The sequence below is a fragment of the Lutibacter sp. genome, assembly GCF_013041805.1.
Lineage (GTDB): Bacteria > Bacteroidota > Bacteroidia > Flavobacteriales > Flavobacteriaceae > Lutibacter.
Genome location: NZ_JABDRI010000016.1, coordinates 15407 through 32043, shown reverse-complemented (window position 1 = coordinate 32043; position 16637 = coordinate 15407). Strand labels below are relative to the sequence as shown.

At 29.3% G+C, this 16637-nt stretch carries 18 protein-coding genes; 12 read left to right on the top strand and 6 right to left on the bottom strand.

Translation table 11 applies throughout. The features are described 5' to 3' along the window. Positions 1-106: 106 nt before the first annotated feature. From HKP59_RS01940 to HKP59_RS01930, 3 genes are all read right to left on the bottom strand, one after another. On the bottom strand, positions 107-796 hold the full coding sequence (locus tag HKP59_RS01940; RefSeq protein ID WP_291802974.1) for a hypothetical protein: 690 nt from the start codon (positions 794-796) through the stop codon (positions 107-109). Positions 797-1020: 224 nt separating this feature from the next. Next, positions 1021-1557, bottom strand: coding sequence for a hypothetical protein (locus HKP59_RS01935; protein ID WP_291802973.1), 537 nt, complete (start codon positions 1555-1557; stop codon positions 1021-1023). Between the two features lie 25 nt (positions 1558-1582). Then, positions 1583-1915 carry a PadR family transcriptional regulator gene (locus HKP59_RS01930; protein ID WP_291802970.1) on the bottom strand — a complete coding sequence of 111 codons (333 nt, stop codon included), beginning with the start codon at positions 1913-1915 and terminating at the stop codon, positions 1583-1585. Positions 1916-2046: 131 nt separating this feature from the next. Between HKP59_RS01930 and HKP59_RS01925 the strand changes: the two genes are divergently transcribed. From HKP59_RS01925 to HKP59_RS01905, 5 genes are all read left to right on the top strand, one after another. Next, positions 2047-3102: a ferredoxin--NADP reductase gene (locus HKP59_RS01925; protein ID WP_291802969.1), complete on the top strand. Its 1056-nt coding sequence runs from the start codon at positions 2047-2049 to the stop codon at positions 3100-3102. Positions 3103-3138: 36 nt separating this feature from the next. After that, complete coding sequence (locus HKP59_RS01920; protein WP_291802967.1) at positions 3139-3819, top strand: LysE family transporter; 681 nt, start codon at positions 3139-3141, stop codon at positions 3817-3819. Beyond that, a complete protein-coding gene (locus HKP59_RS01915; RefSeq protein WP_291802965.1) occupies positions 3820-4401 on the top strand; it encodes a PepSY-associated TM helix domain-containing protein in 582 nt (193 codons plus the stop codon). Positions 4402-4573: 172 nt separating this feature from the next. After that, positions 4574-5407 (top strand): mechanosensitive ion channel domain-containing protein, encoded by an 834-nt coding sequence (locus tag HKP59_RS01910; RefSeq protein ID WP_291802963.1) that lies wholly within the window; start codon positions 4574-4576, stop codon positions 5405-5407. Positions 5408-5411: 4 nt separating this feature from the next. Further along, positions 5412-5606: a YwbE family protein gene (locus HKP59_RS01905; protein WP_291802961.1), complete on the top strand. Its 195-nt coding sequence runs from the start codon at positions 5412-5414 to the stop codon at positions 5604-5606. 14 nt (positions 5607-5620) lie between these two features. On the opposite strand, the gene HKP59_RS01900 is transcribed toward HKP59_RS01905, so the two are convergent. Beyond that, positions 5621-5770 carry a hypothetical protein gene (locus tag HKP59_RS01900; RefSeq protein WP_291802960.1) on the bottom strand — a complete coding sequence of 50 codons (150 nt, stop codon included), beginning with the start codon at positions 5768-5770 and terminating at the stop codon, positions 5621-5623. Positions 5771-5959: 189 nt separating this feature from the next. On the opposite strand from HKP59_RS01900, the gene HKP59_RS01895 reads away from it, so the two are divergent. The 7 genes from HKP59_RS01895 (at position 5960) to HKP59_RS01865 (ending at position 12977) form a co-directional block, all read left to right on the top strand. Further along, positions 5960-6574, top strand: coding sequence for a class I SAM-dependent methyltransferase (locus HKP59_RS01895; protein WP_291802959.1), 615 nt, complete (start codon positions 5960-5962; stop codon positions 6572-6574). Positions 6575-6674: 100 nt separating this feature from the next. Then, entirely contained in the window at positions 6675-7061 is a 387-nt protein-coding gene (locus HKP59_RS01890; RefSeq protein ID WP_291802958.1) for a hypothetical protein, read from the top strand. 169 nt (positions 7062-7230) lie between these two features. After that, positions 7231-7512, top strand: a complete 282-nt coding sequence (locus HKP59_RS01885; RefSeq protein ID WP_291802957.1) for a hypothetical protein — start codon at positions 7231-7233, stop codon at positions 7510-7512. 81 nt (positions 7513-7593) lie between these two features. After that, positions 7594-9810, top strand: a complete 2217-nt coding sequence (locus HKP59_RS01880; protein ID WP_291802956.1) for a TonB-dependent receptor — start codon at positions 7594-7596, stop codon at positions 9808-9810. Positions 9811-9824: 14 nt separating this feature from the next. Next, positions 9825-10799 carry a DUF3365 domain-containing protein gene (locus HKP59_RS01875; RefSeq protein ID WP_291802954.1) on the top strand — a complete coding sequence of 325 codons (975 nt, stop codon included), beginning with the start codon at positions 9825-9827 and terminating at the stop codon, positions 10797-10799. A gap of 66 nt (positions 10800-10865) precedes the next feature. After that, positions 10866-11768, top strand: coding sequence for an aldo/keto reductase family oxidoreductase (locus HKP59_RS01870; protein ID WP_291802952.1), 903 nt, complete (start codon positions 10866-10868; stop codon positions 11766-11768). 36 nt (positions 11769-11804) lie between these two features. Then, positions 11805-12977: an ATP-grasp domain-containing protein gene (locus HKP59_RS01865; protein WP_291802951.1), complete on the top strand. Its 1173-nt coding sequence runs from the start codon at positions 11805-11807 to the stop codon at positions 12975-12977. Positions 12978-13039: 62 nt separating this feature from the next. On the opposite strand, the gene HKP59_RS01860 is transcribed toward HKP59_RS01865, so the two are convergent. Together HKP59_RS01860 and HKP59_RS01855 are read right to left on the bottom strand one after the other, a co-directional pair. Next, entirely contained in the window at positions 13040-14875 is a 1836-nt protein-coding gene (locus HKP59_RS01860) for a M1 family metallopeptidase (protein WP_291802950.1), read from the bottom strand. Between the two features lie 98 nt (positions 14876-14973). Further along, positions 14974-16632 carry a S8 family peptidase gene (locus HKP59_RS01855; protein WP_291802948.1) on the bottom strand — a complete coding sequence of 553 codons (1659 nt, stop codon included), beginning with the start codon at positions 16630-16632 and terminating at the stop codon, positions 14974-14976. Between the last annotated feature and the right edge of the window lie 5 nt (positions 16633-16637).

The window sequence follows — 16637 nt, the reverse complement described above, 5'->3', positions numbered from 1 at the left end:
TACGAAGAACGAAAAAATTGTTTCCATTCAAATTTTACAAAATGTTGAATCATTGAATTGGTTTTTGTGAATTTACAGTTAATAAGTATGTTTTAAACATAAATTGTTACACTAATTTATATTCAGGGTAATTTTCAATTAATAATTGTTCTGCTTTTTTTGGTAAAACAATAACGCTAATGTACACGTAAACAATCATAATTGTAAAAATTGAAGCATAAAAAATTGCCCAATAAACATTATAAAAGTCGGGTCTTGATGAATTTATAATGTTAAATAAATTAATCCCTAAAAGGCCTCCACCTAAAAATAAACCTCTAAAAATTATGTCTTCTAAAAGCCATTTTTTATGATTGAGCTCTTGTCTTTTTTTTACTTTTCTTAATAACATAATATGCATTACAAGACCAAATGTGATTACAACGCCCAAAACTGAAAGAGCGAACGAATCGCCAAAGGCTATTAAACCTAAATAGAAAAAATAAAACAGCGTAATAGTCGCAATAATTTTTGGTAATTTAAACCAGTCTTTAGCGTGTTGCCATAATATTTTCATATACTTCTTTTGCAATGCTCCCTGTCTGGCCCCATAAACATCCATAAAACCAAAAACACCAAATTTTTTGAACGAAATAGTTCTAGCTTGTTCAAAAGATAAATGAGGTTGCTCTGTCCAAATTTGTTCAATATCATTCGCTAAATGGTCAACTAATTCCGTTTGTACATCATAATGTTCTACATAATGCTGACGGGTAAATTTATACAATTGTTGTATTTGCTGTTCGGTAAGTTTCATTTTTTAATAGGATAATAAGTTCCAATAATTTTAAAATCTTAAGGTGCTAAATGGCTAATAAAGTATATTCTGGGTAGGTTTCCTTCATTAATTCTTTCGCTTTTTGGGGCATTACAAATCCTGTTATGTAAAATACTATGCATATTAACGTTACAAAAGCAGCAATAAACACAAGCCAAAAAAAAGACAAAGAATTAAAGTTTAAATCTGTGATATTTATAATATTAAAAACGTTTACAAAAGTCATTATTGAAAAACCATTTCTTGTTTGTCCTATCATAGATTCTAACAAGAATATTTTTTCTTTTTTTTTCTTTTTTCATCTTATTTCTTTTCCTTTTTGCTCTGTTTTTAAATAGGTAATAAAAATCAAATATTACTAAAATTAACAAAGACACAAATATTATTTCAGTTGCATATGTGAATTGAAAAATGGAAAAAAATAATAAAAAAATTAAAGTTGTAAGTATTATTTTAGGCAATGTAAACCACTCTTTTACAAATCTCCATAAAATATTCCAATAACGTTTATTCATTAGCTTTTGTTTTTTTTCAACCACATCCATAAAACCAAAAACACCAAATTTTTTGAATGAAACAGTTCTAGCTTGTTCAAAAGATAAATGAGGTTGTTCTGTCCAAATTTGTTCAATATCATTCGCTAAATGGTCAACTAACTCTGTTTGTACATCATAATGTTCTACATAATGTTGACGCGTAAATTTATAGAGTTGTTGTATTTGTTCTTTGGTAAGTTTCATAGTGTAAGCAATTTAATCAGGAGGTTTAAGCAAATTTAGGGTTTACAATGGTTTGCATGGTTTTAATAAACTCTTCTAATTCAGCTAAACGGTTTACCGTTTCTTTGGTTCCGTTTTCAGTTAATTTATAGTATTTACGAAGTCGATTATCAACTTTTGCAACCTCAACATCTAACAATCCTTCAGCTTCTAATTTATGCAACGCTGGGTACAAAGCACCTTCTGTAATATTCAATTCTCCTTTAGTTAATTCCTTTACTTTCTGCGTAATTTCGTAACCATACATTTTATCTTTTTCTTCTAACAACTTCAAAATAATTGTTTGCAAAGAGCCTTTGAATAATTTTTGATTTCCCATTTTATTAGTTATCTGTTCTAATTTGATTTCAAATATATACATAATTTTCTTATGTATAAAACTCTTAGGTATTATTTTTAACAAAAAATTGTAGTTAGATTCATTACTTTTGTATCCTTAAAACAATAAAAATGTCAAAATTTCATTCACTTACCATAAAAGAAATAAAAAAAGAGACACAAAATGCAGTTTCAATTGTATTTGATATTCCAACAGAGCTTCAAAATGAGTTTCAATTTATTGCTGGGCAATACATCACTATTAAAAAATCAATAGCTGGTGAAGAATTGCGCAGAGCATATTCAATTTGTTCAACACCAAGTTCTGGTGAATTACGTATTGCTTTAAAAGCGGTAGATAACGGAACATTTTCAGTGTATGCTTGTACTATTTTAAAAGAAGGAGATGTATTAGAAGTTTCAAAACCCGAAGGAAAATTTATCCTTGAAACTTCAACAGAAAACACTAAAAACTATGTAGCAATTGCAGCTGGAAGTGGAATTACGCCAATTATGGCCATGATTAAAACGGTATTAATAGAAGAACCAAAAAGTACTTTTACACTTATTTATGGCAACAAAACTGAAGCTGATACTATTTTTAAAAATGAAATTGATGAATTAAAATCTAAATTTTCAACTCAGTTTAATATTCAGTATGTTTTTAGCCGAGAGCAAAAAGAAACTGCTTTATTTGGAAGAATTGATACTGCAAACATCAATTTTGTACTTAAAAATAAATTCAAAAATACAACTTTTGATACAGCGTTTTTATGTGGCCCTGAAGCTATGATAAATACAGCCAAAGAAACATTAGTTGAAAATGGTTTTACTGAAAATTCGATTCATTTTGAATTATTTTCAACACCTATTTCTTCAAAAGAAATTTCAACTGAAAAATTTGAAGGTATTAGTCTGCTAACTGTTGTTTTAGACGATGAAGAAACTACACTAGAAATGGATTCACAAACTACTATTTTAACTGCAGCTTTAAAAGAAGGTTTAGATGCACCTTATTCTTGTCAAGGAGGAATTTGTAGTAGTTGTATTGCAAAAGTTACGGAAGGAAATGCAGTAATGTCTAAAAATACAATTCTATCAGAAGATGAAATTAAAGATGGTTTAATTTTAACCTGTCAGGCTCACCCAACCACACAAAAAGTTACCATTGATTACGACGACGTTTAATAATTATAGTATTTTCGCATTCTACAAAACTAATTTATGACTTTCACAGAAATAAAAGATGCAGTGCTTATAGGGTTTTTCTTAGCCTTTATGATTGGGCCTGTTTTTTTTATGTTAATACAAACTAGCATTACCAAAGGAGCAAGAGCAGCAATTGCCTTCGATTTAGGAGTTGTGTTGGGTGATATTGTATTTATTTTAATTGCTTATTTTGGAAGTAAGCGTTTATTAGAACAAATTAAAGATGATCCTCGTTTATTTTATATTGGTGGTTTAATTTTATTAGTTTACGGAATTATTACTTATTTAGATAAAAGTCAGAAAAGAATTATTGATGATGAAACACTTATTATTCCTGTAAAATCCAATTATGTAAAACTTTTTTTAAAAGGATTTTTACTCAACTTTATTAATATCGGTGTATTGGCTTTTTGGTTAGGAATGATTGTGGTGGTTGGCTCGAATCTTCAAATGAATCCTTCAAAAATATTTAATTACTTTACAATTATTCTGGTTAGCTATTTAATAACTGATATTGTAAAGATTTTATTAGCCAAACAGTTAAAGAAAAAACTAACACCTAAAGTTGCCTACAAAATAAAACGAATTATGGGGCTTTTATTAATGGTTTTTGGTATTGTTTTAATTTTAAAAGGTTTTATTCCTAAAGAGCAGTTAAATTTTAAAAATGTGATTGAACAACAAACCGAAAAATAAATGGTTAAAGAAAAGTCTACACAAAAACAGGCGAAAATTTTACGCTTATTTAGAAAAATACACCGAATAACAGGAGCAATGCTTTTCGTTTTTTTCTTTATTATTGCCATAACAGGAATTTTATTAGGGTTAAAAAGTAATAGCAACGGTTTAATTTTACCCAAAACCACTCAAGGAACTGATACAAATTTAAAAAATTGGTTGCCAATAGATAGCTTGCACAACAAAGCAATACTAATTTTACAAGATTCTATTCAGAAAGATTTATCATTAGAGTTGGATAGAATTGATATTAGAAAAAATAAAGGTATTGTTAAGTTTATTTTTGAAAATCATTATTGGGAAATACAACTAGATGGTGCAACAGGGAAACTGCTTAGTGTTGCTAAAAGACATTCCGATTTAATAGAGGACTTACATGATGCCACAATTTTAGATCGTGTTTTTAATACATCTCAAACCCAAATTAAACTTCTATATACTTTAATTATGGGTCTAGCTTTGTTACTCTTTACAATTACAGGTTTTTGGCTTTGGTATGGCCCCAAACGCTTAAAAAAAAGTAGAAAAGCTCTTAAATAATTTTTAAAAAATCTTTACATCTTATTCGTAAAATTTATAATGAGCACTTAAAAAAACTATATTCTTAAAGAAAACTTATATTTTATAAATTTATACAGTAACTTTAGTACAAAATAACTCTATCATTATTAACAACGTACTAACTTATTTTTAAAATACAAGAACTAACAAAATGGAATTTATACGTAATTTTTTAGAATTTGAACTTATTCATATTGGTGATTATATTATTAGAGTGTTCGCCTTAGTAATGGTTTTATTCATTTTTTTAATTACTAAAATTTTATTATTTGGTATAAAAAAAACACTCTTTAGAAGACACGCTAAAAATAGCCAAGATATTGGAAACAAATTAGCCTTATTTCAAATTATTAAATATGTAATTTGGGTTATTGCTTTTGGGCTACTTTTAGAAACCGTTGGTATTAAGGTAACTGTTTTAGTTGCTGGTTCAGCTGCATTGCTTGTTGGAGTTGGTTTGGGTTTACAGCAAACATTTAATGATATTGTCTCAGGAATTATATTACTTTCTGAAAGAAGTATAAAAGTGGGTGATATTTTAGAAATTGACAGTGATGTTGTTAAAATTCAAGAAATTGGCCTGCGAACTTCAAAAGGCACAAATAGAGATGAAATTTCTATTATTATTCCAAATTCACTTATCACCACAAACAAGGTAATTAATTGGAGTCATCAGGCAAAAAAAACACGTTTTAAAATAAATATTGGAGTTGCCTATGGAAGCAACGTAGATTTGGTAATGAAAATTCTTAAAGAAAGTACCTTAGAACATCCTGATATTTACGATGGAAACTTAATTGATATTCGATTTTTAGATTTTGCAACTTCTTCCTTAGATTTTCAAATTTTATTTTTTAGTGAAAATATTTTTAGAATTGAAAAAGTTAAAAGTGATATTCGAAAAATAATTAATAGAAAATTTGTGGAAAATAACATTACCATACCATTTCCTCAATTGGATGTTCATTTAAAATCAAAACTCTAAAACAATGGACGGAAAAGCAAGAAAGAATATTAAAATTGGAATTGAAGTTGAAATTGTACAAAAACAACATCAACGAAATGGTGAATTAACTGAAGGTATTGTAAAACGTATTCTTACTAATTCACCAACCCATCCGCATGGAATAAAAGTACAATTAGAAACTGGTGAAGTAGGACGTGTTAAAAATCTATTACTCTAATAAACTAAAGTGGACTAACTTTCGTAATTTTTAAGAAATTCTTCTAGAGACATTGGTGTTAAATTTCTAGATTGATAATGTTTTACATACGTGTTGTAATTTCTTCTAGCGAAACTAGTGATTCTCTCAAGTTTTTTTGTGTTCATTAATGATATCGTTTTCATGACTCAAGAATTTTGGGGTTAATCTATTTTATGAAGATATAAAGCTACAACACAAATAGTTAAAAAACAAATAAAATTACCTTTTATAGGGTTTTTATATCCTTTTGTTTTATTTTTTATGTATTTTATAGATATTAAACATAAAAATATAATTATACCATTCAGCCTAAAATCTTATATTTACAACATATGAAACTTTACAATAAATATATTCTCCCAAAAGCAATTGATTGGGCTTGCAGCCAAAAACCTAGCATGAAACAACGCGAAAAAATCATTCCGTTAGCAACTGGAAATGTGCTAGAAATAGGTGTAGGTTCTGGATTAAACTTGCCTTATTACACTAAAAATATTGAAAAATTAACCGCCATAGATCCTTCCAAAGAATTATGGGATAGAGGTGTTGTAAATACCAATACATTACCTTTTGATTTTGAATTTTTAATTGCTGAGGCTGAAAATATACCAGCAAAAAATCAAAGTTTTGACACTATCGTAATTACGTATACATTATGCACCATACCTAATTTAAAAAAAGCATTTTCTGAAATAAAACGTATCTTAAAACCAAATGGAAAATTACTATTCTGTGAACACGGAAAAGCACCTGATAATTTTGTTCAAAAATATCAAAATATTATAAATCCTGTTTGGAAAAAAATTGGAGGTGGATGCAATTTGAATAGAAATATTCCTGCTATTATTGAAGAAAACGGTTTTACAATTAGTAAATTAGAAACTATGTATCTTCCTGGTTGGAAACCTGCTAGTTTTAATTATTGGGGAATAGCAGAAATGAAATAATCTTATAATTAATACTTATACAATTCTCTTTTCATTAGTATTTACCACAAAATCAACAATTTAAAGCTTATCTTTAAAGTTAAATTTAAAACTAGATCATATGGAAACTAGTATTTTTGTCGCAAAAATTATTGGAGTTCTCTATTGCTCTTTTGGTATTGGTATTTTGTTCAATAATAAATTCTATTCAAAAACTTTTAAGAATTTGTTAGATGACAGTACTTATTTGATTATTGGAGGAATTTTAGCTATTATTTTTGGTTTAGTCATTATTGAATTTCATAATTGTTGGGTACAAAATTGGACCGTGATAATTACAATTATTGGATGGCTTGCTTTATTTAAAGGGATAGTTATTTTAACGTTTCCTAAAAGTTTAAATATCTTTAAAAAATTATTTGAAAAAGATATATTTAATAAATTTTTTGCAATTCTAGTTATCCTTTTTGGGGTTATATTTCTTTATTTCGGATTTTTCAGCTCATGAAAAATTAAGCATTTCTTTAAATTATACGTTGGATATATATACTATGCAGTAACAAAAGGCACATTATCTCGTGCTCATTTATGCTTAAATTTGCATAGAACTAATTTATCTATTTAGGAAATTGCTTAAAACAAGTATATATAAAAAATTTATTACCACTTTTTTAGTCTTGGTATTTTTCTCACCAACACTTATTAAAGCAGCACATTTATTATATAACAAGCATCAACACGAGTTTGTTTTGAACTCAAAAATGGTTGAAATTCATGAATCTCATAGTGATTGTCCTATCTGTAAATTTCAGGTTACTAAACTTATTACTAATGAAAATTATTATGAAACTTCACATCAACCATTAGTTTCAGAATTTACTCCTTTTTGTAGTAATTCTATTTTAAAATCTACCGCTCTCTTTTCATTTAATTTAAGAGCACCACCTTATAGTAGTTAGAAATTATTTTTTACAAGTGCACTTCAAAACATATTTCAACTTAATTAATAGCTCAATACAGTTATTAGAAACTATTCTACTATGAAACTATACTATCTTTGGTTTTTGTTACTATTTATAAACCAACCTATTTTTGCACAAAATACAGTTTCGGGTGAAGTAAAAGATTATACTTCAAAAGAAACTTTACCTTACGTTTCAGTTTATTTACCTCAATTAAATAAAGGAACACAAACCAATGAAAATGGAATATTTGAACTAACAAATCTACCCTTGGGTGAACTAAAAATCCAGTTTTCCTTTTTAGGGTATAAGTCCATAATCAAATCTGTCTTTATTACAAAAGAACATGATATTCAACTTGACATTGAAATGGAATCTAGTGTTTTTCAGGTTGAAGAAGTTGTAATTTCAGGAGGAACTTACTCCACTCAACACCAAAATGCCATTAAAATTGAACTCGTAAAAGGAAGTGAACTATCATCAACAGGTGCACAAAGTTTTACTGAGGCCATTGTAGATATTCCTGGAGTTGATATGATTTCAAAGGGAAATGGTGTTGTAAAACCTGTAATTCGAGGTTTATCAATGACTAATATTTTACTACTTAATAATGGTGTTAAAATGGAAAATTTTCAATTTTCAGAAAACCACCCGTTTATTATTGATGAATTTGGAATTGATCGCGTTGAGATTATAAAAGGACCTGCATCATTATTGTATGGATCTGACGCTGTGGGCGGAGTGATTAATGTATTAAAAGAAAAACCCGCTCCCGTTGGATTTATATTAGGTGATTTTAACTCGCAGTACCATTCAAATACTCAGGGTATTGTAAGCAATTTTGGTGTAAAAGGTAGTAATGAGACCTTTTTTTGGGGAATAAGAGCTGGTGTTAAAAGCCATACCGACTATAAAGATGGAAATGGAGATTACGTTCCAAATACCCGATTTAATGAAACTAGCATTAAATCGAATGTTGGAATGAATAAATCATTTGGTGTATTTCGTTTAAATTATGATTACAATGCACCTAAATTTGGAATGAGTATTAACGATGCTTTTCCATTTATTACTGAAAACGGGAGGGAAAATAATTATTGGTATCAAGACTTAAAAAATCATGTAATTTCAACGAGAAACACTCTTTTTATTGATAAATATAGTTTGAATGTAAATGCTTCCTATCAACTAAATAATAGAGTACTGCAAACTGATGATACCAAACCATTTTATGAAATGGTAAATATAGATTCTAATACTTTTTCGTATGAAGCAAAAGTGAATTTTCCTTCAAATGAAAAAACAACTTATATTGTTGGTGTTCAGGGAGCTTCAAATACAATTAAAAACAATGATGCTCCAAATCATTTATTGCCTGATGCTAATGTGAATGACATTGCGTTATTTGCTTTTGCGCAATTCAATCTATTTAAAAATTTAAAAGCACAAACAGGAATTAGATACGATTATAGATCAATTAATACACAAGCAGAACCGAACAGAGGGGCCGTTGATACAAATTTTGGTGATATTAGCTCTTCATTTGGGACAACTTATAATTTATCCAAAAAAATATTATTTAGAACAAATATTGCTTCGGCCTTTAGAACACCAAATATTGCAGAATTAACTCAAAATGGTATTCACGGTGGGCGTTACGAGCAGGGAAATCCGGATTTAAAATCGCAACGAAGTTATGAGATAGACTTAAGTTCTCACTATCACTCCAAAAAATTATTGATTGATATTTCTGGATTTTACAACGCTATTAACAACTACATTTTTATTGCTCCCTCAAATGAAAAAACAATTAATAATGATATTATTTATAAATATTCGCAAACAAATGCAACCATAGTAGGAGGCGAAATTGCTATAGACTTATTGCCTTTTGAGTGGTTAAGCTTAAATACCAGTTATGCGTACTTAAAAGGAGAACAAAATGATGGAAATAATTTACCATTTATTCCTCAAAATAAATTACGTTTTCACGCTAAATTTCAAAAAGACAACATTGGTGCTTTTCAAAATTCGTTTTTTAAAATTGGAGGAACTTTTGCTGATCAACAAAACAATCCTTCATTATTTGAAACTGAAACAAATAGCTATGTTCTACTAAATATGGGTGTTGGTAGCTCCATAAAAATATCAAATCAATTAATTTCATTTTCAATTCAAGCCAATAATTTATTGGACAAAACGTATATAGATCATTTATCAACTTTAAAAGAATTAGGACTATACAACATTGGAAGAAATATAAGTTTCAATTTAAAAATTCCATTTAACCTATAATAAACTACTTAAAAATGAAAAACTCAATAATAATTTTACTCTCATTCATACTGTTTGTAGCACTAATAAGTTGTGAAGAAAGTAGTAAAAAAGAAACTAAAACTACTTTAAAAAATAACGACGTAAACTTAGATATTAGCAAAGGCTTTCAGTTGCTTGAATCTAACTGTTTTGCTTGTCACAGTCCAAAAACTTCTCTTGAAGACCGAATTGCACCGCCCATGGCTGCAATTAAAGAATATTATATTACTGAAGGAGTTACACAAGAACAATTTTCACAAAGTTTAATTACATTTATTGAAAACCCAGAAGAAAAAAATGCTAAAATCCCTGAAGCTATTGAGCGTTTTGGCTTAATGCCAAAAATGAATTTTACACCACAACAAATTACTCAAATTGCGAATTATATTTATAACTCAAAATTAGAAGAACCTAATTGGTATGCAAATCACTTTCATAATGAAAAATTTATTCATCTTGAAAATCTAAAAAATGAAGATTTATCATACGAAGAACTTGGTTTAAAATATGCGATGAATACAAAAGCTGTTTTAGGAAAAAATTTGATTGTTGCCATTAAAAATAAAGGGACTGAAGAAGCGGTTGCATTTTGTAACACAAGAGCTTTCAATATTGTTGATAGTGCAGGTGTTGCCTTAAACACAAACATTAAAAGAGTTTCCGATTTTCCTAGAAATACAGCTAATAAAGCAAGTTCTGAGGAATTAAACTATATAAAAAAGTCTAAAAATTTAATTGAGAATGGCAAGAAATTAATGCCTATAGTACAGGAAATTAATAATAAAATGGTAGGCTATTATCCAATTGTAACCAATCAAATGTGTTTGCAATGTCATGGTATGCCAAACACTCAAATTTTACCAACTACGTTATCTAAAATAAAAGAACTATATCCAACCGATAAAGCTACAGGATATGGAGAAAATGAATTAAGAGGAATTTGGGTAATAGAAATGGATAAAAAGTAAAAAATTAAAACTTTTGTAACTCTAAAATTAAGTAATTTAGCAACTAATTCATATACATAAATAGCAATGAATACCATTAAACTAAATTCAGATTTCCAAATTTCAAGAATTGTACACGGACTATGGAGACTTACAGACTGGAATTTAAGCAATCAGGAACTTCTAAAACTTACCCAACAATGCACAGAAATTGGTGTTACTACTTTTGACCAAGCTGATATTTATGGAAATTATAGTTGTGAAAAGTTATTTGGTGATGCTTTATCTTTAAAACCTGAATTAAGAAAGGAAATTCAGCTATTAACAAAGTGCGGTATTAAATTAAATACAGATAAATTTCCGTCTAGAGAATTAAAATATTATGACTATAGCTACGATTATATTGTTTCATCTGTTGAAAATTCATTAAAAAACTTCCAAACAGATTATATTGATGCGTTGTTATTACACCGGCCTTCTCCATTTTTTAATCCAGAAGAGGTTGCAAAAGCCTTTCACGATTTAAAACAAAGTGGGAAAGTGCTACATTTTGGAGTTTCTAATTTTAACACTCAACAATTTGAAACATTAAATGCATTTACCGATGAAAAATTAATTACAAATCAGGTTGAAATTTCTCCAAGTTGTTTAGAGCATTTTGATAACGGAAATATTGATTATTTTTTACAGAAAAATATACATCCGATGGCGTGGTCACCATTAGCTGGTGGGCAACTATTACATCCAACAACTGAAAAAGAACATAGAATTTTTAATACACTTTCTGAAATCGCTAATCAGCTAGATATTAAAAGTGTTGATCAGCTCATTTATGCTTGGCTATTAAAACATCCTGCTGGTATTATTCCTGTTGTTGGCACACAACATATAAATCGCATAAAAAATGCTGTAGAAGCCTCTAGTATTGATTTAAGTTTAGAACAGTGGTTTAAAATATACAATGCGTCTACAGGAGTTGAGCTTCCTTAAATTTATAAAATAACAAATAACTTATTCAACATTATAATGTTTCTAATTGACAAACCTTACGTTTCTGATTTTCTAATAAAAACCATTAAAGAAAATAATTTTCAAATTGTTAAAACCGAAGTCGCTAAAGAATTAGTTCCTGATAAAACCCTAAACTGGATTTCTGAAACTGATGCAAAGAACAGTTATATCGCTAATCCAAATCAACCTATTTATTCAAATTCTGAAAATAGTATAAGTTGGGTTGAAGAACATTTAAATACAACCAAACTTCCAACCCAAATTGGTGTTTTTAAAAATAAAATTAAATTTCGTGAATTATTAAAAGAAACGTACCCTAATTACTTTTTTAAAGGTGTAAAGTTTGAAGATTTAGATGAATTAAAAGTGGCTAAATTAAAATTCCCCTTTATAATTAAACCTGCTGTAGGTTTTTTTAGCTTAGGAGTTCATAAAGTTGATGAACCTAGTGAATGGAATGAAGTTTTAGCTCAAATTAAAAAGGACATCAACCATATTAAGGGCTTTTATCCTACTGAAGTTTTAGATGCCAATTATTTTATTATTGAAGAATGTATTGAAGGAGAAGAGTACGCCGTAGATTGTTATTATAATGAAAAAGGGGAAGCGGTTATTCTTAATATTATGCATCATATTTTTTCTTCAGGAAAAGATGTAAGTGATAGAGTGTATTCTACCTCAAAAGAAATTATCTCGTCAAATCTAAAAACGGTTCAAAATTTAGTGACTATTATTGGAGAAAAAGCAAATTTGAAAAATTTTCCAATACACATTGAAGTTAGGATTGATGAGTCAGGAATTATTATTCCTATTGAAGTAAACCCAATGCGTTTTGGCGGTTGGTGTACAACAGGTGATATGGCTTGGTATGCCTATGGCATCAATTCGTACGAGCATTTTCTATATGGTAAAAAACCAAACTGGGACGAAATTTTTAAGAATAAAGCAGGTGAAAAATATAGCCTAATTTTATTAGATAACACCTCCGGAATACCACAAGAAAACATCAAATTATTTGATTACGATTTATTACTAAACGATTTTGAAAAACCACTCCTTTTAAGAAAGGTAGCTATGAAAGAATATCCGGTTTTTGGATTTGTATTTACGGAAACTTCTGAAGGAAATGAGGAAGAGTTAAAACAAATTTTAACTTCTAATTTAAGAAAGTATATTATTTCTAAATAAATATATTCCCAAAAGTTAAAAGCACCATAAAAAAAGTATTTTTTCCTTGGTGCTTTTATTTTTTATTCTTTTTCAAACCTATTATTCGTTTTATCAATATCAGCCATCATTTCAAATGGATCAATTTGAACAGATTTAATTTCTTTTGATGTTGAAAATGTGTATTTCGGATGAGCCCAGGTCCAATCTTTTAAAATAGTAGCACTTGTAGGTTTGTTTCCACGCATCATACGTAAAGGAATATTAAAATCTTCAGTACTTCCATCAACATAGGTAATTGTGAGGTCTATTGGCATTGGCATTTGTCCAATACGCGCCAACGTAATGCTTTTATTATCAACTTTTGCAATTGCATAATCTATGGTATGCGTAGTTTCAATCCATTCGTTTAAAAACCAATCTAATTGAAGTCCAGATACTTTTTCTGCAACTCTTTTAGCATCATTTGGAGTTGGATGTTTAAACTTAAAATCGTTAAAATATTTTTTAAGCATTTCTTTTACATTTTCTTCACCCATAATATAATTCAACTGCGTAAGAAACATACTTCCTTTTGTATAACTTCCTGTTCCAAATGCTCTGTTGGTGTTAAACCTATCAGCATGTGTTGTTAAAGATTCATCTAATCCATTATTCACTAAATAAAAATAACCTCTATAACTTCTTGATGATGGTTTGTCATTTCCGTTTCTCAAAATTTTATTTGATGCTAAAGATGAAATATAAGAAGTGAAACCTTCATCCATCCAAGAATGTTTACTTTCATTGGATGCTAAAATATTATGAAACCACGTATGTGCAAATTCATGAAAAACTGTTCCGGCAATTTCATTTATTGATTTTCCTCCTGCAATAAATGTACACATTGCATATTCCATACCGCCATCACCTGCTTGAATTACAGAATACTGTTTCCAAGGATACTGCCCTATGTTTTCATTGTAATAATTTAACGCTTTTTCGGTTAAAGGCTGAACTTCTTTCCAAGCTTTAGCATATTCAGGTATATTTTTATATAAAAAATGAAGTACGGTTCCTCCTTTAGTTATTAATGTATCGTGTGCATAATTTGGATCTGCTGCCCACGTGAAATCGTGAACATTTTCTGCAACAAAGTTCCATGTTAATTTTTTGCCTTTTTTAACTTCTAATTGTTTCGTTTTATCTTCATACCCATGGCCAACTTCTTGTGGATTTTGAAGTATTCCTGTTCCTCCCACCGTGTAATTTCTATCAATATGAAGTGTTACATCAAAATTCCCCCAAACTCCATGAAATTCTCGAGCTATATAAGGATGAGCGTGCCAACCTTCAAAATCATATTCCGCCATTTTAGGGTACCATTGCGCCATAGAAAGTGCCACACCATCTTCATTATTTCTTCCAGCTCTTCTAATGTGAACAGGCAACTGCCCCTCAAAAGTCATCTCAAAAGTTGCTTTTTCTCCAGGTTGAATAGGTTTATTTAGCTGAACTTCTAAAACAGTTCCTTCTGTAGTATATTTTATTTCTTCTCCATTTTGCGTTAATGAAAGTACATTTAAGTATCCTATTTCATTTGGTTTTAACTTCGCAATTCTACTTTCATATTTGAGATTACCGTTCGTTCCAACATTATTCACCATTCTTCTATCTGGATCAACAATTGCTTGCAACCTTGCATCCATTTCGCTATTTGGTTGAAATGCATTATAATATAAATGATAAAAAACTTGATGTAAAATGTCAGGAGAATTATTCGTATAAACTAACTTTTGAGTCCCTTTATATTGGTAATTGTTTACATCAAAATCAACATCCATTTGATAGTCTACATGTTGTTGCCAATAATAAATATTGTTTTGAGCTTTCACAATAATTGATGTGAAAATTAGGAATAGTATTAGTAATTTCTTCATGTTTTATTTTTTAATTTACGCAATATAACTATAACAAAAGCAAACAAAAAAGCACACTCGTTACAGAGTGTGCTTTTTTAACAGAAAATTATAATTTCTTAACTTTTATTTACCATTTTATCAGCTAAAATTAATGCATTGTATGCATTTACAACTTTTCCTGAAACAGATAATTCAGAGAATTGTACTTTTTTACCGTTTGGGTTTTCTTGTGATTTGGAACCTGGTAATAGCACTTCCATATTTATTTCAGTACCTGAATTCATAATAATATGTTTCACCTGACTTGCAGATAACTGTGGATAATAAGATCTTACCAAAGCTGCTATTCCAGCAACTTCAGGAGAAGCCATTGAGGTTCCATTGTATCTTGCGTACTCGTTATTAGGAATAGTAGAATAAATTTGAACTCCAGGAGCAAAAACATCAACATTTAATTTACCGTAGTTAGAAAATGTTGCTGGTAAATTTTCATCATAATTAGAACTCATCGCTCCAATTGTAAGTACGTTATCAGCAAATTCAGTTACTTTATCTTCTGAATCATTTGGCCAATTGCTCTTTGTATCGATATCTTTACTATCATTTCCTGCTGCGTGTACTAATAATACATCTTTTTTCTCTGCATATTTAATCGCATCAAATACCCACTCAGAATTTGGAGACCAGTTTTTACCGAAACTCATATTCACAACTTTTGCACCATTATCTGCAGCATATCTAATTGCTAATGCCACATCTTTATCACGTTCATCACCATCTGGAACTGCTCTAACCGACATTAATTTAGCATTTGTTGCAACACCATTTAAACCAATATCGTTATTTCGAGTTGCTAGTATTATTCCTGAAACATGCGTTCCATGAGATTCGCTTTCTGTTGATCCTATTACATTACCGTTTCCGTAAGTTGTATCAGTAATATCTTCTGGATTATCACCAACAATTGCTCTTCCATCAAAAGTAAGGTCATAGTTTTTGTTTTTCTTTTGGGTTTCGTAATACTCTATAAATGCCGCTTCATCTAAACCTCTTCCTAACAAACTTAAAATATCTCCTATTTGAGCTTGTAATTTTTGATCGTCTGTTTTTACTGCTTGTAAATCTTCAATTGTAAAGCTATCTTTTCCTAAAAAAGTTTTTACTGAAGCAAAATTTCCTTCAATTTGTGCCAATCGATCCATTGTTTGAAAATGACGACCGCCAGAAGCCTCATAAGCCTTTAAGTATTTTTGGTAGTCTTCAAACGCTGCTTTTTCATCAGCTCCAATTGTTTCAAGGGTTTTACCTTCAAAACGATTTTTATATTTTGCATACAAACGTGTTATCTCTAGTTGCTCTGGAGCTCCAACACCATCACCTCCTAAAAAGTTCCATCCGTGAATATCATCAATAAAACCATTTTTATCATCATCAATTCCATTTCCAGCAATTTCTTTCGGGTTAGACCAAATATTGTCTTTTAAATCTTCATGATTGATATCAATACCAGAATCAATAACACCTACAATTACTGTTTCTCCTTTTTTTCCTTCTAAAAATTTGTATGCTTTATCTAAACTCATACCAGGAATGGTATCAGTTGCCAAATCTGCATGTGCCCAATGATTGAATTCTTCCTCACCAATTGGTGTTTTTTTTGCAGTGATTGATACTGCCGTTTCCATAGTAGGTACTGCTAAATTTTTAACAGAACTACAGCTTGCTAAAGTAAAAGCTGCTATTGCTACTAGATAAGTTAATTTTACTATTCTCATTACTA